13 protein-coding genes and 1 pseudogene are annotated in these 20101 nt (G+C 64.2%); 3 read left to right on the forward strand and 11 right to left on the reverse strand.

Going from position 1 to position 20101, the window contains the following annotated elements:
• Positions 1-38: 38 nt before the first annotated feature.
• On the reverse strand, positions 39-575 hold the full coding sequence (locus CAL26_RS13615) for a carboxymuconolactone decarboxylase family protein (RefSeq protein WP_094847440.1): 537 nt from the start codon (positions 573-575) through the stop codon (positions 39-41).
• 48 nt (positions 576-623) lie between these two features.
• Positions 624-1376, reverse strand: coding sequence for an alpha/beta fold hydrolase (locus CAL26_RS13620; RefSeq protein WP_256988412.1), 753 nt, complete (start codon positions 1374-1376; stop codon positions 624-626).
• A gap of 196 nt (positions 1377-1572) precedes the next feature.
• Between CAL26_RS13620 and CAL26_RS13625 the strand changes: the two genes are divergently transcribed.
• Positions 1573-2502: an AraC family transcriptional regulator gene (locus CAL26_RS13625; protein WP_094847442.1), complete on the forward strand. Its 930-nt coding sequence runs from the start codon at positions 1573-1575 to the stop codon at positions 2500-2502.
• 89 nt (positions 2503-2591) lie between these two features.
• Here the strand turns inward: CAL26_RS13625 and CAL26_RS13630 are convergent, their stop codons facing one another.
• The 4 genes and pseudogenes from CAL26_RS13630 to CAL26_RS13645 form a co-directional block, all read right to left on the reverse strand.
• Entirely contained in the window at positions 2592-4034 is a 1443-nt protein-coding gene (locus tag CAL26_RS13630) for an efflux transporter outer membrane subunit (protein WP_256988631.1), read from the reverse strand.
• 89 nt (positions 4035-4123) lie between these two features.
• Positions 4124-7366 carry an efflux RND transporter permease subunit gene (locus CAL26_RS13635; RefSeq protein WP_094847444.1) on the reverse strand — a complete coding sequence of 1081 codons (3243 nt, stop codon included), beginning with the start codon at positions 7364-7366 and terminating at the stop codon, positions 4124-4126.
• 23 nt (positions 7367-7389) lie between these two features.
• Positions 7390-8570: pseudogene (locus tag CAL26_RS13640) on the reverse strand (efflux RND transporter periplasmic adaptor subunit).
• A 29-nt stretch (positions 8571-8599) separates the two neighbouring features.
• Positions 8600-9289: a gamma-glutamylcyclotransferase gene (locus CAL26_RS13645; RefSeq protein WP_094847445.1), complete on the reverse strand. Its 690-nt coding sequence runs from the start codon at positions 9287-9289 to the stop codon at positions 8600-8602.
• Positions 9290-9450: 161 nt separating this feature from the next.
• On the opposite strand from CAL26_RS13645, the gene CAL26_RS13650 reads away from it, so the two are divergent.
• On the forward strand, positions 9451-10356 hold the full coding sequence (locus CAL26_RS13650) for a LysR family transcriptional regulator (RefSeq protein ID WP_094847446.1): 906 nt from the start codon (positions 9451-9453) through the stop codon (positions 10354-10356).
• Positions 10357-10519: 163 nt separating this feature from the next.
• A complete protein-coding gene (locus CAL26_RS13655; RefSeq protein WP_094847447.1) occupies positions 10520-11167 on the forward strand; it encodes a glutathione S-transferase N-terminal domain-containing protein in 648 nt (215 codons plus the stop codon).
• 55 nt (positions 11168-11222) lie between these two features.
• Here the strand turns inward: CAL26_RS13655 and CAL26_RS13660 are convergent, their stop codons facing one another.
• The 5 genes from CAL26_RS13660 to CAL26_RS13680 all read right to left on the reverse strand — a co-directional run bounded on the left by CAL26_RS13660 (position 11223) and on the right by CAL26_RS13680 (position 19996).
• Entirely contained in the window at positions 11223-12857 is a 1635-nt protein-coding gene (locus CAL26_RS13660; RefSeq protein ID WP_094847448.1) for an ABC-F family ATP-binding cassette domain-containing protein, read from the reverse strand.
• A 123-nt stretch (positions 12858-12980) separates the two neighbouring features.
• Complete coding sequence (locus CAL26_RS13665) at positions 12981-15665, reverse strand: ATP-dependent Clp protease ATP-binding subunit (protein ID WP_094847449.1); 2685 nt, start codon at positions 15663-15665, stop codon at positions 12981-12983.
• A gap of 231 nt (positions 15666-15896) precedes the next feature.
• Positions 15897-17618, reverse strand: a complete 1722-nt coding sequence (locus CAL26_RS13670) for a putative bifunctional diguanylate cyclase/phosphodiesterase (RefSeq protein WP_373454477.1) — start codon at positions 17616-17618, stop codon at positions 15897-15899.
• Positions 17619-17682: 64 nt separating this feature from the next.
• A complete protein-coding gene (locus tag CAL26_RS13675) occupies positions 17683-18909 on the reverse strand; it encodes an NAD(P)/FAD-dependent oxidoreductase (protein ID WP_094847451.1) in 1227 nt (408 codons plus the stop codon).
• Positions 18910-19087: 178 nt separating this feature from the next.
• Positions 19088-19996 carry a LysR family transcriptional regulator gene (locus CAL26_RS13680; protein ID WP_094847452.1) on the reverse strand — a complete coding sequence of 303 codons (909 nt, stop codon included), beginning with the start codon at positions 19994-19996 and terminating at the stop codon, positions 19088-19090.
• Positions 19997-20101 lie beyond the last annotated feature (105 nt).

Genomic DNA, 20101 nt, shown 5'->3' on the forward strand with positions numbered 1-20101 from the left:
TGTCGAAGAAGGCCGGATCGCCGCGGTGGCCGGACCGCTCAGGCGGCTGGCGGGAAATCGAGCGTGGTGGCGTTCACGCGGTTGAACAGGTTGGTGAAGGTGATGCTGGTGATGGCCAGCATCACGTCGACGATCTGCGCGTCGCTGTAGCCGGCGCCGCGAACGTCCTGAACGGCCTCGACCGGCACGGCGCCGCGCGTTTCGACCAAGGTCCGCGCGAACTTCGACAGCGCATCCAGCTTGGCGTCGCCCGACGGTTGGCCGTGCCGCAGCGCCGTCATCGCATCGGGGGTGATGCCGTTCATCTTGCCGATCATGGTGTGCGCGGCCAGGCAGTATTCGCACTTGGCGGCGTCGCTGACGACCAGCTTCACGGCTTCGATCTCACGGCCGCTGAGGCTGCCTTTCTTGAGCGCGGCATCCAGATTCAGCGCGGCTTCCAGGGCGTGCGGGCTGTTGCTGCCGATGCCGACGTAGGCGTTGGGGACCATGCCGACGGCGCTCTTGATGGCGGCGTAGATCTGGGCGGCGTGGCCGGTGGTTTCAGCGGCGGGAACGAAATTGAGGTTGTTCATGGTGATACTCCAGTCAGGTCTAATGTGAATCAGCAGGTCGGGGATCGATCAGCGGGCCGCGTCTTCGATCGCCTTGGTCAGGCCGTCGGGATCGGTCAGGAAGGGCGTGTGGCCGGTCTGCAGGGTGGTCTCGCTGCGCACCGGGGTGGCCTGCACCATCCTGGCCTGGTATGCCGGGCTGATGACCTGGTCCTTGGCGGTGTGCACGTAGACCTTGTCGACCTGGCCGAAGCGGGCCTGGGTCAGGTGCACGGGCGTCGCCAGCGGCGCCAGGGGCTCATCCAGGATCAAGCCCGGGATGGCGGCGCGAAGTTGCGGCGGGCCGTCGTTGGCGAACAGGTCGGCACGCGCGGCGTAGTTCACGACCGCGATGCCCTGGTCCTTCTTGATCTGCAGTTGCGGGCCGATCTTCGCGTCGGCGTCCTGGCCGGCCATCGAGACCAGCGAGTCGCCGTCGCGGGGCAGGTAGGCGGCCACGTAGACGAGCGTCTTGACCTTCTTCGGCGCCGCTTCGGCGACGGCCGAGATCGTGATGCCGCCGAAGCTGTGGCCCACGAGCACGGCCGGGCGTTTGGTGTTGGCCAGGGCCTTGATGACCGTGTCACGGTAGAGGTCCAGGCTGACCTTGTCGGGCGCCGCCGGATTGCCGGGCCGACCCGGCAGTTCGACCGCCACGACGGGATACCCGTCCGCCTTCAGCATCTTTTCGACGCCTTGCCAGACTTGAGCGTCCTCGAACGCGCCGTGAACCAGTGCGATGGTCGGCTTGGCCTGGGGAGCGGCCATCTTATCTGCAGCCATTGCAGAAACTCCGAAAACTGTTGCGGAGAGAGCCAATATTGCGATGGAAGTTTTCATTTTTTCCTCGTTTCTTCCATAATTGATGATTGAACGCAGGCAAATGATAGGAGTCGCAGCAATGCCTGACCATGTTGAGAACCCCGAATTACATGCTCTGAAATCCGAATCGCGACCCGAATCCAAATGCGGCTATGGGATGAGCGCCGCACGCACCGACGTGTTGTCCGAGGTGCTGAAGCTGATACGCCTGCGCGGCGAGCTGGTCTATACGGCGCATCTGGGCGCGCCCTGGGGCATCCGGTACATGGCCGGCCCGTCCCACTTTCATTTCGTGGAAGAGGGCGCCGGCTGGGTCGTGCCGCCGGACGGCGAGCCCCTACGGGTCAGTGCGGGCGACCTGGTCCTGCTGCCGCATGGCCGCGGCCATACGATCGTCGATACGCTGGACACGCCGCCGGAGGCCATCGACGTACTTGCCGTGAACGGCTTCAATCGCGACGACCTGACACTGCGGGCGGGGGGCGCCGGTACGCAGACCAGGTTGGTGGGTGGTTTCTTCAGTTTCGAGGGCAGTGTCCTGCCAGCCGTGGCATCGGCCTTGCCCACCGTGGTCCATATCCCGCGCGGCGAAGCAGGTGCGCCGCCCTGGCTGGCCGCCATTTCGCATTTCCTGGTCGACGAAGCGCGGGTGGCGAATCCCGGCTCGTCATTGATGATTTCGCGCCTGATCGACTTGCTGGTGGTCCGTGCATTGCGCAGCTGGGCCGCCGGGCAGACGCAGCGGACGGGCTGGCTCGCCGGGCTGGGGGAAGAGCGGATCAGCCGGGCGCTGACCGCGATGCATGCCGATCCTGCCCGGCGCTGGACAGTGAACGACCTGGCGGAAATCGCGTTGATGTCGCGTTCGATCTTCGCGCAGCGCTTCGCGGCAACCGTCGGCGAGCCGCCATTGCATTACCTGGCGCGATGGCGGCTGACCATCGCGGCGGACCTGCTGCGCAGCGGCGGCCTGAAGGTGACCGAAGCCGCGCAGCACGTCGGCTATGCGTCGGACGCAGCTTTCAGCCGTGCGTTCAAGGCAATGTTCGGCTATGCGCCCAGCGAAGCGCGCGGGCGGAAGGAATGAAGGCTTGCAGCGGGATTCACGCCGCCCGACCGCCAGTTTCCCGCGGCCTCGTGCCGCATCGTTGCCGACGGGATTCATCTGCATGGACTTTACTGGGTTGACGAGAGCCGCGTCGGTTGGTCGAATGCCCAACCGCCGCCCAGCGCCCGTATCAAATTGACCGTTGAACGTGCCCGTTCGCCGTCAAGCTGTACGGCGGCACGCTGCTGCAGCAGGACGGTACGGTCGGCGTCAATCACGTCGAGATAGCTGATCGACCCTTCGCGATATTGCATATGGGAAAGCCGGGCGGCCCGCTCCGATGCGGACACCGCCGCATCCTGTTCCATGCCTTGATCGGCCAATATGCGCAGATTCGCCAGGTTGTCTTCCACTTCACGGAAGGCGTCAAGAACCGTACCTCGGTAGTTGGCGACGTGCTCCTCGTAGCTGGCGCGGGCGCGATCGACGCCGGCCTGGCGGCGGCCGCCGTCGAACAGCGGCAGGCTCAAGGCGGTGCCCACCAGGGGCCCCAGCAGGAAGGTGCGACTGGACCAGTTGAATAGATCGCCAAGCTGTCCCGACTCGAATCCCAACGCGCCCGTCAGGCTCAAGCTGGGGAAAAAGGCCGAACGCGCGATACCCACGCGCGCATTGGCGGCGGCCATGGAGCGCTCCGCCGCCGCGATGTCGGGACGGCGCTCCAGCAGCGCCGAAGGCAGGCCAGCGGGCACCGCGATGCGGATGCGGGTCAAGGGACGAGGCGGAATCGAAAACTCCGCCGGAGTGTTGCCCAGGAGAGTCGCCAGCGCATGTTCAGCGACGGCGCGCCGGCGGGCAATACTCAGCGCCTCGGATCGCGCCGACGCCAGTTCGGTCTTGGCTCGCGCCACGTCGATCTCGGTGATGTCGCCTTCATCGAAGCGGCGCTGCACCAAATCCATGGACTGCTGGCGCAGTACAACCGTGCGTTGGAACAACGCTGCTTCCGCGTCGAGCTCGCGCACCTGGAAGTATTGCTGCGCGACGTCCGCTTGCAGTGCCAGCAGCACCGACCGGAACAATGCTTCACTGCGCTGTTCATCGGCTGTGGCGGCATCCACCGCGGCGGAAACGCGCCCGAACAGGTCGGCTTCGTACAAAACACCTACTTGTGCCCGGTACAAGGTCGACGCCTGCGTGGCATCCCCGTCGGACAAGCCTTGCGAAGCGGGCGACTGACGTTGACGCGTGGCGCCCAGGCCCGCGTTCACTTCGGGATACACACTCGCTCGGGCGTTCTTGACCAGAGCCCGCGCCTGGTCAAGCCGGGCGGCGGCGGCTTTCAGTTCCTGATTGGCCTGCAGTGCGCGCCCCTCCAATGAGTCCAGGTCCTGGTCATTGAAGACTCGCCACCACTCACCGCGCGCGATTGCTTCGGAAGGTTGGGCCGGCTTCCAATTGCTGGATTGCTCTCCAGCCAGGACCATCGGACCCGCTTCCTTATAGGCAGGCGGCGTCTGCACTGCGGGGTGCTCGTAGGTCGGCGTGACCGAACAGCCAGCCAGGACCATCAGAGCGGCCAATAGGGCTGATCCGATACGGACAGGGCGTAGCAGTTTTCTCAAGACGCCGGCCGTACCGTGCTTTTCTTGAGTTTGATTCATGATCTTTCTCCAATCGATTGCTGGAATCGTGGATTCTTCGATGCACGATTCGGAGTTAACTTCTGTTGGTCGACCATCATCGACGCGTCGTGATGTGCGGCTGAATGCAGAGGCTTGTTGCCCGTCAGCTGCCGCAGCAGCACGTAGAACACCGGCGTCAGCAGCAGGCCGAACAGCGTCACGCCAAGCATGCCGAAGAACACAGCGATGCCCATGGCGCGGCGCATCTCCGCGCCGGCGCCCGTCGACACCACCAGCGGCACGACGCCCATGATGAAAGCGATCGACGTCATCAAGATGGGACGCAGCCGCAGACGGCTGGCCTCGATCGCCGCCTTGATAGCCGTGCGGCCTTGCATCTCCAGTTCGCGGGCGAACTCGACGATCAGGATGGCGTTCTTCGCGGACAGGCCCACCAGCACCATCAGGCCGATCTGCGTGAAGATGTTGTTGTCGCCGCGGGTCAGCCACACGCCGGCCAGGGCGGACAGGATGCTCATGGGAACGATCAGCAGGATCGCCAGCGGCAGCGTCAGGCTCTCGTACATCGCCGCCAGCACCAGGAACACCAGCAGGACGCTGATCGGGAATACCCATAGCGCGGCATTGCCGGCCAGGATCTGCTGATAGGTCAGGTCGGTCCATTCGAACTTGATGCCGCGTGGCAGGGTCTCCGCCGCGATGCGTTCGACGGCGGCCTGGGCCTGCCCGCTGGAATAGCCGGGCGCAGGGCCGCCGTTGATGTCGGCGGCGGTGAAGCCGTTGTAGCGGACCACCATTTCCGGACCATAGGCCTGGTTGATTTTCAGCAGCGATGACAGCGGCACCATGTCCCCATGCGTATTGCGGGTCTTCAGCAGACCGATGTCGTCGGCGGAGGCGCGGAAGGGGGCATCGGCCTGGGCGCGGACCTGATAGACACGGCCGAAGCGGTTGAAGTCGTTCACGTATAGCGAGCCCAGATAGATCTGCATGGTGTCGAAGACGTCGGTCACCGACACGCCCAACTGCTTGGCCTTGGCACGGTCCAGGTCGACGTCGATCTGCGGCACGTTGATCTGGTAGCTGGTGAACATCGGGCCCAGCGCGGGGTCCTTCGCCGCGGCTTTCATGAAGGCCTGCGTGGCGTCGTTAAGCGCTTCGTAACCCAGCGCGCCACGATCCTGGATCTGCAGCTTGAAACCGCCGACAGTGCCCAGTCCCGACACCGGTGGTGGCGGGAAGGTGGCGATGGCGGCGCCCTTGATGCGCGAGAACTCGGCGTTCAGGGTGGCGGCGATGGCTTCGGCGGATTCTTCCTTGGGACGATCCTTGGACGGCTTCAGCACCGAGAACACCAGTGCGCTGGATGACGAGTTGGTCAATCCGTTCACCGACAGGCCGGGAAACGCGGGCACATTGATCACGCCAGGCACCTTCATGGCAATCGCGTTCATCTCGTGAACCACTGCCTGCGTGCGTTCCAGCGAGGCGCCGTTGGGCAGTTGCACGATGCTGACCAGGTAGTCCTTGTCTTGCGCTGGAACGAAACCTCCCGGTACGATCCGTCCGGCCAGCACGGTCGCGGCCAGCAGCACGCCATACACCGCCAGCATCGCCATCTTGCGATTGATCGCGCCCCCCACGCCGCGGCCGTAGTTTTCCGAGCCGCGATGAAACAGCTTGTTGAAGGCGGCGAAGAAGCGGCCCAGCAGCCGATCGATCAGCAGCGTCAGCTTGTCCTTGGGATCATGATGGCTCTTGAGCAGCACGGCCGACAGCGCGGGCGACAAGGTCAGGGAATTGAAGGCGGAGATCACGGTCGAGATCGCGATCGTCATGGCGAACTGCTTGTAGAACTGGCCCGTCAGGCCGGACATGAAGGCCAGTGGCACGAACACCGCGACCAGCGTCAAGGCAATCGCGATGATCGGGCCGGAGACCTCCTGCATCGCCTTGTACGTCGCGTCGCGAGCCGAGAGGCCGCTGGCGATATTGCGTTCGACGTTCTCCACCACAACGATGGCGTCGTCGACCACGATGCCGATCGCGAGCACCATGCCGAACAATGACAGGGCATTGATTGTGAAGCCGAAGGCCAGCAGCAAAGAGAAGGTACCGACGATGGATACCGGAACGGCCAGCAGCGGGATCAACGAAGCGCGCCAGGATTGCAGGAACACGATCACGACGATGACCACCAGCACGATGGCCTCCAGCAGCGTGTGGATGACCGCGTCGATGCTTTCACGCACGAACTGCGTAGGGTCGTACTTCACGCCGTAGTCCACGCCCTGGGGCATGTCCGTCTTCAATTCCTCCATGGCGACGCGTACGTCGTCGGAGATCTGCAATGCATTGGCGCCTGGCTGCTGGAAGATGATCAGCTGCACGGCAGGCTTGTCATCCAGCATCGCCCGCAGCGCATACTCGGCGGCGCCGAGTTCCACGCGCGCCACATCGGAAAGATGCGTCACCGCTCCGGCGGCGGAGGTCTTCAGGATGATGTTGCGGAAGTCATCTTCGGTCTTCAGCCGGCCTTGGGCGTTGACGTTGAACTGCATCGCGACATGGCCTGGCATCGGCGACGCGCCGATGGAGCCGGCGGCGGCCTGCACGTTCTGTTCGCGGATCGCGCTCACCACATCGGTAGCGGTCAGGTTATGCGCCGCCACCTTGGCAGGGTCCAGCCAGACCCTCATGGCGTAGTCGCCCGAGCCCCAGATCACCACTTCGCCCACGCCCGGTATGCGCGCCAACCGGTCCTTGACGTTGATCAGCGCATAGTTGCGCAGATAAGTCAGGTCGTAGCGGTCGTTGGGCGAGAACAGGCTGACGCCCATCGTCAGCGTGGGGGAAGACTTGACCGTGCTGACACCCAGGCGCTGCACGTCCTCCGGCAGGCGGGGCATGGCTTGCGTCACGCGGTTCTGCACGAACTGTTGGGCCTTGTCGGGGTCCGTGCCCAGCTTGAAGGTCACGGTGGTGGTCATATTGCCGTCGCTGTTGGCTTGCGACTGCATGTACAGCATATTTTCGACACCGTTGATCTGCTCCTCGATCGGAGCGGCGACGGTTTCGGCGATCACTTTGGGGTTGGCGCCGGGATATTGGGCGCGCACGATCACGGATGGTGGAACGACTTCGGGGTACTCGCCGGTGGGCAGCATCTTCAATGCGATCAGGCCGGCCAGCACGACGACCGCCGACAGCACGCCGGCGAAGATGGGCCGGTCGATAAAGAATTTGGAGATATTCATGATGGGCTCCGGATGCGTGTTCGTCAGGCGGTCGGCTTGGCGGGTAGCGACATAGGCTTGCCATCGGCCATGCCGACCAGGCGGGGCTGGACGGTTTCCGATGGACGCACGCGCTGCATGCCATTGACGATTACGCGTTCGCCGGGCTGCAGCCCGGCGGTGACGATGCGCATGCCGTCGTGCTGGTTGCCAAGCTCGACCTCGCGGTACTGCACGTGGTTGTCCTTGTTCACCACCAGCACGAAGCGCTTGGCCTGATCGGTTCCGATGGCGGCTTCGTTGATCAATACGGCCTGTCGCGGCGTACCGGCGCCGACCTTGATGCGCGCATACAGGCCCGGCAGCAATACGTTGTCGTCATTGTCGAAGCGGGCACGGACGCGGATGGTCCCGGATTGCGTGTTCAGTTGATTGTCGACCGAATCGATTCGGCCTTGCCGCGAATAGCCGTCTTCGTCGGCCAGACCCAGGGATACCGGCGTTTTCGATGAACCGCCCAGCCGCAGATAACGCAGATAGGTCTGTTCGTCGACGTCGAAGGAGGCATAGATGGGCGACAGCGACACCACGGTGGTCAGAAGGGGCGCGTTTGCCCCAGCCTGGACGATGTTGCCCACCGTCAACTCCGCCCGCGATACGCGGCCCGCGACGGGCGCTGTCACCTGCGTGTACGACAGGTTGATGCGTGCCGTGTCGGCTGCGGCCTTGGCGGCGCGCAAAGCGGCATTCGCTTCCAGCGATGCATTGCGCTTCTCCTCGAAGTCGCGACGGGCGACGGCGTTGTCCGCCAGCAGGCGCTGTTACGCGCGAACTCGGAGGATGCGTAGGCCACGCGCGCTTCGGCTGCCGCTACCTGGGCCTGGGCGCGCTCCAGCTCGGCGGTGTAGGGCTGCGGGTCGATGGTGAAAAGCAGGCCGCCCTTTTTCACGATCGCGCCGTCCTTGAAGTGCACGGCGACGATGCGGCCGGAGGCCAGAGGGCGTATCTCGACCTTGTCGACGGCCTCCAGGCGGCCCGAATAGCCTTGCCATTCGGTGATGCGCTGGCTGACGACGTCGGCGACGTCGACGGCCGTGGCGGGTGCGGGCGCGCTGGCGGCGCGGGCTTCGGTGATGCTGCGATGGTATTGGCCGCTCCCGATTCCGGCGGCCGTGATGAACAGGGCGCCGAGCAGCAGGGACAGCCGTTTGCGTCGGATGGTCATGGGGAACTCCTGGGGAAGGGGAAGGGCGGTTACCGGCGGTCCCGGTCCGCGCCGTGTTCAAGGTCGAAAAAAATGCGCCGTAGCTCGCAGGCCAGGGCATCCACGTAGTCGTCCGTGTAGCCGCGGTCCGCCAGAGCGAAGGACAGCTGGAAAACGTAGTCGGCATTGCTGCCGTTGACCCCGGACGCCGCCGCGATCAGCGGCGCCACGGTGGCAATGGAGGAATCCGCGTCGAATTGCGGACGCGACTGATCGGCGACGAAGACCAAGGCGTGTACCTGCTGGCCGTCGGCCAGGTTCACCCGCAACCAGGTCGGCAGATACGCGCCGGACACCATCTCGCGCACCCACAGCACCGGCAGTTCTGCCTCGAGCCTGTCAGCGGCGATGCGAAACGCCACGCCTTGCGTGCTGCCGCCGGCCTCCAGAGCCAGCATGCGGCCGGGCATTTCGATGCTGCCGCGGCCAGCCACCATGCGCAGGCAGAAGCTGCGGTGCCAGCCTTCCAGCACGGCGGCCTGCTGCGAATGGAAGTCCAGCAGCGGATTCCAGATCAGGGAGCCGTAGCCGAACAGCCATACGTCGCCGCTGTCGGGACGCACGCGCAGCGTTTCCTCCAGCGAACGCTGTATGCGTTCGTAGGGCCAGCGCCACGCGTCGGGCAGCGTGGAGAACTGCTCCAGGTACGCACCCGAACTGATCAATCTCCTGGTCAACATGTTTCGGCCTCGTCTTGCTTGCGGTGTTTGGGAGGCGACGCGCGGGACTGTTTGGCATTCGCGGTTCGCAAGAGCTCCTCAACGATGGAACGCAGTGTGACTTTCGCCATATATTTGATAAAGTCTGGAAAATGACTTTCTTTGTCGCTTAGGTGGAGACAATGGCGGAACGAGCAGATGCGGCAATCCCGGAGATCACGGCCTTCGCGGCTGTGGCGCAAACCGGCAGCTTCACCAAGGCCGCCGAGAACCTGGGCACCAGCAAATCGAACGTGGGCAAGGCCGTGCAGCGACTGGAGGCGCGTCTGGGCACCCGGCTTTTTCAGCGCACGACCCGCGCGGTGCGGCTGACCGAGGACGGCGAGACTTATCTGCAGGCAGCCCAGGTGGCGCTGGACAGCCTGCGCGATGCCGAGCAGGCCCTGGCGGCGCGGCGCGACGAACCCCTGGGGCGGGTGCGCATTGATTTGCCGGCCGGTTTCGGCCGTCTGTTGCTGCCCAGCTTCCGGGATTTGCGCCAGCGCTATCCGAAGATCACGCTGGAAATCGCTTTGACCGACCGCATGTCGGATGCGGTGGGCGAGGGGTGGGACATCGTCGTGCGTATCGGCATCCTGCCGGCCGACAGCGAAATGACGGTACGCAAGCTATGCGACTTGCGGCTGGGGCTGTATGCCGCGCCGGATTACCTGATACAGCGCGCACCCATCGACGCCGTGTCGGAACTGAGCGCGCACGATGCGGTGATCTTTCGTGGCCCGACCGGGCGATTGCGTCCGTGGACGGTGCAGGATGGCGACATCGTCCGTGAGATCTCGCCTTCGCCCGTCATGGTGTTGGCGGACGGGCAGGCGCTCGTGGAAGCGACCATCAATGGCCTTGGGATTTCGCAGATCCTGGATCGCGTCGCCCGGCCGCATGTACGGGCGGGGCGCCTGGTGCACGTACTCCCCAGCGCCGATGTGGATGGCCCTCCGGTGCACGCGCTGATTCCACTGGGGCGACGCATGCCGTCCAAGACCCGGGCCGTGCTGGATCACCTGGCTGACCAATTGCGGGACAAATAGGCCCGTCTGCGAATGCAACTCACCGGCCGTCGAGCAATTGTCTCCGTTCCAGAGACACTCTTCTCGCGTTCGCCATATTTATCTCTACTTTCGGGCTAATTAAAGTGTGAACCCATGGCGGACACGTTATGGGAACGGTCCGCATCAACCCCGGAAGACCACCATGAAGCTCTACATCGCCAAGGCCACGTGCTCGCTCGCCGTCCAGATCGTTCTCAACGAACTGGGCATCCATCAGGAGGCGGAATTGATCCACTACGACGTATTCAACAAGTCGACCTCCAGCGGCGATGACTACGCCCAAGTTAATCCGCTGGGCTACGTGCCGGTCCTGCAACTCGACAATGCGGGCAGGGACCTGCTGGCGGAAACCGTCGTCATCGCCAGCTACTTGGCCGACCAGCATCCGGAGTCGGGCCTGGTGCCGGCGCGCGGAACGCTGGAACGTGTGCGGATGGAAGCCCTGCTGAACTTCACCGCCACGGAAATCGCGCAGAAGCACATTCCGCTGATGCGCAAGCTCTTGACCGAAGACGGCGTCGCCTGGACGCGCAATAAGCTGGTGTTGGCGTATACGCGCCTGGACAACATGCTGGCGGATGGCCGCTCCTGGCTAACCGGGGATCGATTCACCGTGCTGGATGCTTACGTCTGGGCGACGTTCTGGCATGAGCGCAGCGGCGTGGCGATCGGCCATCTGAAGAACCTGATGGCCTACAAGGCGCGCATTGAAGACCGTCGCTCGGTCATCAAGGCGCTGGCAGACGAGGCGGCGCTGGTTGCCCGGCACCAGGCCCGAGCGGCCGCGTGACCAGTTTGCAGCGGGACGCGCGCTGTCTGGCGGACCGTACACGCGGCGCCGAGGATCATTGCAGGGTCGCGTTCGCCTTGGCGTTCAATTTGGTTTTGAACAGCCAGTCACGGTAGTCGTCCAGGTCGCCGTCGAAGGGCTCGACCTTGCCGTCGGCCACGATGACGAATTGGTCGGTGGTGGCACGCAGCAGGTGGCGGTCGTGCGACACCAGCACCAGTGTGCCTTCGAACTGCGCGAGTGCAAGCGTGAGCGCTTCGCGGGTTTCCAGGTCCAGGTGGTTGGTAGGTTCGTCCAGCAACAGCAGGTTAGGGCGCTGCCACACGATAAGCGCCAAGGCCAGGCGGGCTTTCTCTCCGCCGGAGAACGGCGCGATGCTGCTGGTCGCCATCGCACCCGCGAAGTTGAATCCGCCCAGGAAATTGCGCAGCTCCTGTTCGCGCACGCCGGGGGCCAGCTTGACCATGTGCCATAACGGCGATTCATCGTGCCGCAGCATCTCGACCTGATGCTGGGCGAAATAGCCGATCGACAGGCCCTTGCCGAAGATCGCCTCGCCGCCCAGCGCCTGCAATTCACCGGCGATGGTCTTGATGAAGGTGGACTTGCCCGCGCCGTTGACGCCCAGCAGCCCGATACGCTGGCCGCCTTGCAGCGAAAAATTGATGCCGTTGATAATGATCTTGTCGGCCCCGCCGTCGTGCGCGGCCGGGTAACCGGCCTTGACGTCATCCATGCGCAGCAGGGGATCGGGCGTACGCTGCGGTTCACGAAACTCGAACGAGAACTCCGCCGCGGCGCGCAGGGGCGCCAGTTCTTCCATCTTCGCCAGCGCCTTGATGCGGCTTTGCGCCTGGCGTGCCTTCGATGCCTGCGCCTTGAAGCGATTGATGAACGATTGCAGGTGCGCGCGCTGCCGCAGCTGCTTTTCCATGGCGCCCTGCGCCAGTTCCAGTTGCGCGGCGCGCTGGCGTTCGAAGGCGGAATAATTACCCGCGTAGCGCTTCAATTTGCGCTCGTCCACATGGACCACCACGTTGACCACTTCGTCCAGGAAGTCCCGGTCATGCGAAATGACGAGCAGGGTGCCCGGATAACGCTTCAGCCAGTCTTCCAGCCATAAAATGGCGTCCAGGTCCAAGTGGTTGGTGGGCTCGTCCAGCAGCAGCAATTCGGACGGGCACATCAGCGCTTGCGCCAGGTTCAGCCGCATCCGCCAGCCGCCCGAAAAACTGGTCAGGGGCTGGTCCATCTGCGCGAGCGAAAAACCCAGGCCGGTCAGCAGCTGTTCCGCCCGCGACCGGGCGGTGTACGCGTCGGCATCCGCCAAGGCACCATACAGTTCACCGATCAGCAGGCCGTTTTCGGCCGTGTCGGGCGCGGCTTCCGCATCGGCCAGCTGCGCTTCCAGGCGGCGCAGGGCAACGTCGCCATCGATGGCATAGTCGATCGCCGAGCGCGCCAGCGCTGGCGTTTCCTGCGCCACATAGGCAACACGCCAGTTCGGCGGATAGCTCAGATCGCCCTGGTCGGCGTGCAGCTCGCCACGCAGCAGGGCAAACAGGCTGGACTTGCCGGCGCCGTTGGCGCCGATAAGGCCGATTTTGTCGCCGGGGTTAAGAATGAGGTCGACTTTGTCCAGCAAGGGCTTGACGCCTCTTGCCAGCGAAACTTGCTGAAAACGGATCATGCGGGAAAGGCCGCGACGGCCTGAGGGATGTGATGCCGCAAACCGGCGGGCGCCAGGATAACCGATGTGCCGTCAAGGCCGAACCATGCGTATCCTGGTTTCCGTGACTTTACATAATATACATTATGCGGATAATGACGGGATCGATGCGCTCTTGGCTTCGCCGTCACCCGACTTGCCATCAGTGGTTTCCAGCTTCACCTCCCGGGCTTGCGGGTCGTACCAGACCTTGGCGGAGGCGCCGGCTGCGATCGTGCCGGACAGCAGCGCCGTCGCCAGTTTCGATTCGACTTCAGTCCGCACTTTGCGTTTGAGCATGCGCGCGCCGAATTCGGGGTCGTAGCCGACTTCGGCCAGGTGTTCCAGGACACTGGAATCGAAGGTCAGCGTCACGCCTTGCAGGGACGCCATGTCGGCAACGCGGCGCAGTTGCAGCTCCACGATGGCGCGGATGTTTTGCCGGTCCAGCGCGTGGAAGACCACGACTTCGTCCACGCGGTTCAGGAACTCCGGCCTGAAATGGCGGCGCAACAGCTCCATCAGCCGGTCGCGCAGCGCCGGATAATCCAGCTGCTCGCGCTCATTGGCGACAAGATTGCGCTGGATGACTTCAGAGCCCAGATTGCTGGTGGCGATGATGATGGTGTTGGTGAAGTCCACCACCCGTCCCTTGCCGTCGGTAAGCCTTCCTTCGTCGAACAGTTGCAGCAGGATGTTGTGCACCTCCGGATGCGCTTTCTCGATCTCGTCCAGCAGCACGACGCAGTATGGCTGGCGCCGCACGCGCTCCGTCAGTTGGCCGCCCTCGTCATAGCCGACATATCCCGGAGGCGCGCCGACCAGGCGAGCCACGGTATGGCGCTCGCCGTATTCGGTCATGTCGATGCGCACCAGGGCTTCCTCGCGCCCGTAGACCGTGGATGCCAGCGCCTTGGCCAGCTCCGTCTTGCCGACGCCGGTAGGACCCAGGAAAAGAAAGGTAGCCGTCGGCTTGCCGACTTCCTTCAGGCCCGCGCGCGCCAGCCGTACGGCTTCGCTGACGGCGCGCACCGCCTCTTCCTGGCCGACCACGCGCTCGCGCAGGCGGTCTTCCAGCTGCAGGAGTTTCTCACGGTCCTGGGTTGTCAGTTCCGATACCGGGATCCCGGTCAGCGATGCCACGATCTGCGCGATATGTTCGGCGGTCACTTGCGGCGTGCTCGTGCCGCGCTGCTTCTTCCACTTGGCGGTTTCGTCGTTCAGCCTTTTCTCTTCTTCGTCGATGCGCTGGCCCAGCTGTTTGGCCTTGTCGTACTGCTTGGCCGTGCCGGCCGCGTCCTGCTCCTGACGCAGTCGCCGGATGGCGTTCTCCGATTCCTGCAGCGCCGTGGGCCGCGAACTGGCGCCGATTCTCACTCGCGCCGCGGCCTGGTCGATCAGGTCCAGGGCCTTGTCGGGCTGGAAACGGTTGGTGATATAGCGGTCGGCCAGCCTGGCCGCGGCGACGATGGCCTCGTCCAGGATCTTCACCTTGTGGTGCGCCTCGAAGCGGTCGCGCAGCCCGCGCAGGATCTCGATGGTTTCATCCAGGCTGGGCTCCGGCACGGTCACCGGCTGGAAGCGGCGCTCCAGGGCCGCGTCCTTTTCGATGTGCTTCTGGTATTCGTTGAAGGTGGTCGCGCCTATCAGATGCAATTCGCCGCGCGCCAGCGCGGGCTTGAAGACGTTGGCGATGTCCAGGCCGCCCTCGCCCCCGCTCTGCCCCGCCCCCATGATGGTATGCAGTTCGTCGATGAAAAGAATCAGGTCCTGCTGGTTGGCGATGACCTCTTCCAGCAGCTGCTGCACGCGTTCCTCGAATTCGCCGCGGTAGCGCGAGCCCGCCACCATGCTGTTGATGTTGAGCTCGACCACGCGTTTGCCGCGCAGGACTTCCGGCACCTGGTCCTGCACGATGCGCTGCGCCAGGCCTTCGACGATGGCGGTCTTGCCCACGCCGGGCTCTCCTATCAGCACAGGGTTGTTCTTCTTGCGCCGGGCCAGGACTTCGATCGTCGTTTCGATTTCCTCGGCCCGGCCGATAACCGGGTCCAGCTTGCCTTGCCGCGCCAGCGCGGTCAGGTCGCGTGCGAACTTGTCCAATACGGGCGTGGCGCTACGCTCCTTGAGCTTGCCCTCTTCCGCGCCCTGCCCCACCAGCTTGACGACTTTCTGGCGCAGCGATTGGGGCGTCAGGCCCAGCCTGCGCAGGGTTTCGCCGGCGGCGCCGTCTTCTTCCTCGACCAGGCCGATCAGCAGGTGTTCGGGACCGATGTAGCTGTGACCCAGTTCGCGCGAAGCGACGAACGCCAGCTGGAGCGCACCCTTGGCGCGCGGCGAGACGCCGACCTGGATTTCGCCATCCTCCTGGCGCAGGTCGCCGCGCGGGGCGTTCTCCTGGACTTCGGACTTCAGGTCCTCAACCGACAGTTTCAGGTCGCGCAGGACGGCCTGGACGATTTCATCGTCGGCCAGCGCAAGCAGCAGGTGTTCGGTGTCGACTTCGTCCTTGCCGAAGCTCACCGCCTTTTCGGCGGCGGCATGCAGCGTGTTTCTTGCGCTTTCGTTCAGGAACGAGGTCAGGTCGACCTCCTCGCGCGAGCGCGCCTCGCGGCGCGGGACGGCGCCGGACGGCGTGCGGCGCTGGCCACCGCCGCGCGCGCCGGTGGGCGCGGTGTCGTCGAAAAGCTGGTCCAGCAGACCGCCATGAAAAAGCATTTCCAGCGGCGACATGGCCCTGCCCCGCTGCCTGAGCATGCGGGCCCTAAGTTCGGAATAAGGATCTTCCATTGCGTTCTCCGGTCGTTGAGCCGTCGGGCAAGCGCGTAGCGCAACTGCGGGTGCAGTTGCGGCTGCGGGCCGCGCAGCATTTCTCTTGCCAGCTATCTGGCGGAGCAATCCGCCATCAGCTGCCCGCCCGGACCGGTGGCGCATCCGCCGTGAAAGAGGGCTGGCTGTCCGCCGTCGAGCAGAAATTCCAATCTGCTCTCGCCCTACACGATCGACCGCACGTGGCAGAAACTACCGGCTCCGCGTACCTTCACGACGCCGCACGAACTCCGCAAAAGCATCCGAGTCCAGCGGACGACTGATCAGATAGCCCTGGATCGAGTCGCATCCGGTGGCCTTCAGCTCATCGGCCTGGCCCTGGCACTCGACACCTTCCGCGATGGTTTTCATGCCCAGCGAACGAGCGAGAACGACGATTCCCCGGATGATCGCCAGGGCCCTCTCCGAATCCATCAGCGCTCGAACGAAGGACCTGTCGATCTTGATCGTGTCGATATTCAGCCGGAACAGATAGCTGAGACTGGAGTATCCGGCGCCGAAGTCGTCCAGCGATGTATGGACGCCGGCCTGCTTCAGCGCCGCAAGAACCGAGGTCGCTTTTTCGATATCGCTCACCAGGGAGTCTTCGGTGATCTCGACGTCCAGCATTGCGGGGGAAACGCCGTACTCCTTCGCGATATGGAGAATCCTGTCTATCAGACCCGTACCGAGCAGTTGCCGAGGCGACAGATTGAGGCTGATCCGAGGTACGGACACCCCCATCCCGCGCCATGCAGCGATATGCCGGCAGACCGCATGGATCAGCCATTCGGTCAGAGCGGCTTCGTGGGGCGATTCGAGCAATACATCGAGGAATGCGTAAGGCGTCAACAAGCCCCGTTCAGGATGACGCCAGCGCAGAAGCGCCTCGGCACCGATCAGGGAGCCATCCGCGTATGCAATCTGAGGCTGGAAATGAAGCTCGAACTGGTTCGCCGCGAATGCCTCGGGAAGATCGATCCGCAAAGCCAGGCGGTCACGCATGCCCCGGTCCAGTGCCGCATCGTACGTGCGCACCTGGAGCCCACCGGACGATTTCGCTGCATACATGGCTCTATCGGCATGGCTCAGCAAGGACTCGGCCGACTTGCTTGCTTTTCCCAGCAGCGCAATGCCGATGCTGGCCGACAGGGAGATGGCTCTTCCACAGGCTTCGAACGGCGCCGCGAGCACATTGAGCACCGCATGCGCGAACGCTGTTGCCGCGCACGCGGTGGTGTCACGCAGCAGGAGAACGAACTCGTCGCCCCCTACCCGAGCGGCGAAGAAGGAAGGTTCCCGGATTGCCGACAGCCTTTTCGCAAAGCCGCGCAGCAGCTCATCGCCGACGGCATGGCCGAACGCGTCGTTCACTTCCTTGAAATGGTCCAGGTCGATGAACAGCACAGCCAAGGTGCCGCCCTCTGTCAGGCCCGGCGAGCCAGGCATGGCGACCGCGTGCGACAGTTCTTCCATGCACTTGCGTCGATTCGCCAGACCAGTCAGATAGTCGTGACTGGCTTCGAATTCCAACTGTGCCGCGTGTTCGTATTCGCGAGTAACGTCACGGAAGAGCACGGTAATGCCATCGTCGTGACGGAATGAGCGAGCCTCGAACCACGCGTCGAGCGGTGCGTAATAGCCGGTGTGGCGGCCGGGGCGTCCGGTTTCGGCCGTCTGATGGTAGATACGATGGTAGCCAGAACCCACCAGGTCCGGGTAACACTGCCATATGTCGCGGCCGAGCAAGTGCTTCCGCTCCCGCCGCAAATATCGTTCTGCCGTATCGTTGAGATAGGTGAAGCGCCACGATCTGTCTATCGACATGAATCCGTCGCTCAAGCTATCAAGCATCTCACCAAGGTGAGCCGATGCAGCCTGTCGGGCGCCGACATCTGTCGGTAGGGGAAGACGAGAGGCAGTCTGTCGTTCCATTTTCTGCGTCTTGTATTCGAGTAAACCCAAAGTCATCTACCGTGGGCCACTGCATTTTAATCGCCTACAAAGGCTTCAACTCCGGTGGACGTTGCAGATCCGGCGCCGCGGCGGCCAGGATGTCGGCGCGATTGCCGTTGAGCGGCGGATAGATGCGCTGCTGGTTGATGACCTGCTTGGTGGCCTTGGCTTGCGCGCCTTTGGCGACCACGAGCCGGTCCCAGCCCTGTGCATAGACGGCGCCGGCCGGCCCGAGATCGATGATATTCGTGTACCAGTCGATGTCCAGGGCAAGCATCTCCAGCCCGAAGAGCTCGCAGACGGCGTTATGTCCGGCGTACCTGCCCATGGGGCGCGCGTGCTGGCAGGACATCACGGACGGATGCTCGCCGTCGATCAACGCATGAGCAACATCGCCGGCGGCGAATACATCCGGCACGCCTCGCACCCGCATGAAAGGATCGACATGGACGCGCCCCTGGGCATCGCGCCTGGCCGCGAGGCAGGCGGTCAGGTCGCTGGCCCGCATGCCGCCGCACCAGGCGACCGTGGCGGCGTCGATGCGCTTGCCGTTGGACAACGTGACGCCATCGGGGTCCAGGCCTGCCACCGACACGCCTGTCAGCGGTTCTATCCCCAGATCGCGGCAGGCTTGCTCGATGACCGGCTGCGCGCCGCCCAGATGGCCGCCGATGCTTGCGCCGCGGTCCATCAGGATGACGCGAACCGGCGCTTCGGCGTCCGCATGGCCGCCCGCGCGTGCCGCCTGGCGCAAGCGCCGCGGCAGCTCGCAGGCCAGTTCTATCCCCGTGGCGCCGGAGCCCACGACGACGGCGGTATAGCGCCCCGGCCCCGGCGGCATGGCCGCCAGGGACTCGATGTGGCGCTGCAGGCGCAGCGCGCCGGCATAGGTGTCGACATCGAACGAACAGGCATCCGCGCCGGGTATCGAGGGGCGCACCAAGTGGCTGCCGCTGGCCAGGATGAGCTTGTGGTATGGGCATCGCTGGTCGCCCTGGCCTGTCCGCACCTGCACCGAACGTTGCTCCGTATCGATGCGGATGGCTTCGCCCACCAGCAGATCCACGCCTATGGGTTCCAGCACCGACCGCAGCGGCACCCGGGTGGGTTCCAGGTCATCTTCGTAGTTGCGCACGCGTATGCTGTGCTGATCGTCCAGGTTTACCAGGGTGATGTGTGGCGCCTTGCCCAGCCGGTCCGCCGTGCGGGCGGCACCGGCGGCGCTCCAGAGGCCGGCGAAGCCGCCGCCTATGACGAGTATGCGTTGCATGTCCGGCTCCTTGGATGATGGCGCGCCATGCCCGGATCGCCGGCGCCGTTGGTCCGCGGCCGCCGTACCAGGGTCCGCCCTGGCGAGTCGCGGTGTTGTACCGGTTTTACCTATCGCTTGTCATCATGCTTTTGGCGCCCGTTGTCCGTAATCTGCGGATGAGCAGGTACGCGGCGCTTCACTTTACGCGCACGCCATCCCGGACGTGAGCCAGGAATGCCTTGCACGCGTCCGGCAATATCCGTCCCGCCAGCGTCTGGACTTCGAAGTGCCGTTCGTTCATCTCGCGGTCGCGCAGCGGGATGGCGATGATGCCGCCGCCACTCAGGCGTCCACGGATGGCCAGTTCTCCGCAGAACGCCACGCCGCCGCCCGCGCGGGCGAAACTGATCAGCGCGTCGATGTGCTGGCTGACGAATACCGGTTCGCACCTGAGTTGCTGGCGGCTGCAGCTGATGTCGAACAGTTGCCTTAGCGTCGAATCATGGCCCGGGAGCGCCAGCGGATAAGCCGCCAGTTGGGACAACGACAGGCTGCGCTTGTTGGCGAACGGATGTTCGCGGCTCATCACCGCCAATACGGGCGCCGGCGTGCGCAGTTCGACGCGGATGTCGCGTTCCGACGTCAGGCTCAGCGTCAATCCGATATCCGCCTCGCCGTCGCGGACGCGGCGCGGGACCTCCTGCTGGGAACAGACGTCCAGCGAAAACCGGATGCCCGCGTAATTGTCGCGGAAGCTGGCGATCAGCGAAGGCACGAAGTCATAGGCATAGCCTTCGGTGCTGACCAGGCGGACCTTGCCGTGGCGCAGCCCGCGCAGGGCCGTAATGTCGCTGGCGACCCGGTCCACGTCCTGCTGCATGCGGCGGGCATGCGCGGCCAGGACCTCGCCGGCGGCGTTCAGCGCCATGCCGCGGGCGCGGCGTTCGAACAACAGCGTATTCAGTTCCCGCTCCAGCCTGGCGATCTGCCGGCTGACGGCCGAAGGCGCGACGTCCAGGCGCTCCGCGGCTTCCGTAATGGACCCCGCGCGAACGACTTCCAGGAAATACCGTAGCGCGGTGCCTTGCAAGACCTGGCTGTTCATGGAAGCTCCGGGATGCATTGCCTTTATGGCAATGAAGAATTCTAACCCTTGACCTTGCTGCATCACAGAACTAACCCCTAGCATTGACGTGTTCCAGCAACATGA

The organism is Bordetella genomosp. 9 (assembly GCF_002261425.1).
In the GTDB taxonomy this organism is placed as follows: Bacteria; Pseudomonadota; Gammaproteobacteria; order Burkholderiales; family Burkholderiaceae_B; genus Bordetella_C.

What these genes read in the sequence shown, in the direction of transcription:
- CAL26_RS13615 (WP_094847440.1), bottom strand. Translation starts at nt 575, where the DNA reads ATGAACAACCTCAATTTCGTTCCCGCCGCTGAAACCACCGGCCACGCC.
- CAL26_RS13620 (WP_256988412.1), bottom strand. Translation starts at nt 1,376, where the DNA reads ATGGCTGCAGATAAGATGGCCGCTCCCCAGGCCAAGCCGACCATCGCA.
- CAL26_RS13625 (WP_094847442.1), top strand. Translation starts at nt 1,573, where the DNA reads ATGAGCGCCGCACGCACCGACGTGTTGTCCGAGGTGCTGAAGCTGATA.
- CAL26_RS13630 (WP_256988631.1), bottom strand. Translation starts at nt 4,034, where the DNA reads ATGGTCCTGGCTGGCTGTTCGGTCACGCCGACCTACGAGCACCCCGCA.
- CAL26_RS13635 (WP_094847444.1), bottom strand. Translation starts at nt 7,366, where the DNA reads ATGAATATCTCCAAATTCTTTATCGACCGGCCCATCTTCGCCGGCGTG.
- CAL26_RS13645 (WP_094847445.1), bottom strand. Translation starts at nt 9,289, where the DNA reads ATGTTGACCAGGAGATTGATCAGTTCGGGTGCGTACCTGGAGCAGTTC.
- CAL26_RS13650 (WP_094847446.1), top strand. Translation starts at nt 9,451, where the DNA reads ATGGCGGAACGAGCAGATGCGGCAATCCCGGAGATCACGGCCTTCGCG.
- CAL26_RS13655 (WP_094847447.1), top strand. Translation starts at nt 10,520, where the DNA reads ATGAAGCTCTACATCGCCAAGGCCACGTGCTCGCTCGCCGTCCAGATC.
- CAL26_RS13660 (WP_094847448.1), bottom strand. Translation starts at nt 12,857, where the DNA reads ATGATCCGTTTTCAGCAAGTTTCGCTGGCAAGAGGCGTCAAGCCCTTG.
- CAL26_RS13665 (WP_094847449.1), bottom strand. Translation starts at nt 15,665, where the DNA reads ATGGAAGATCCTTATTCCGAACTTAGGGCCCGCATGCTCAGGCAGCGG.
- CAL26_RS13670 (WP_373454477.1), bottom strand. Translation starts at nt 17,618, where the DNA reads ATGGAACGACAGACTGCCTCTCGTCTTCCCCTACCGACAGATGTCGGC.
- CAL26_RS13675 (WP_094847451.1), bottom strand. Translation starts at nt 18,909, where the DNA reads ATGCAACGCATACTCGTCATAGGCGGCGGCTTCGCCGGCCTCTGGAGC.
- CAL26_RS13680 (WP_094847452.1), bottom strand. Translation starts at nt 19,996, where the DNA reads ATGAACAGCCAGGTCTTGCAAGGCACCGCGCTACGGTATTTCCTGGAA.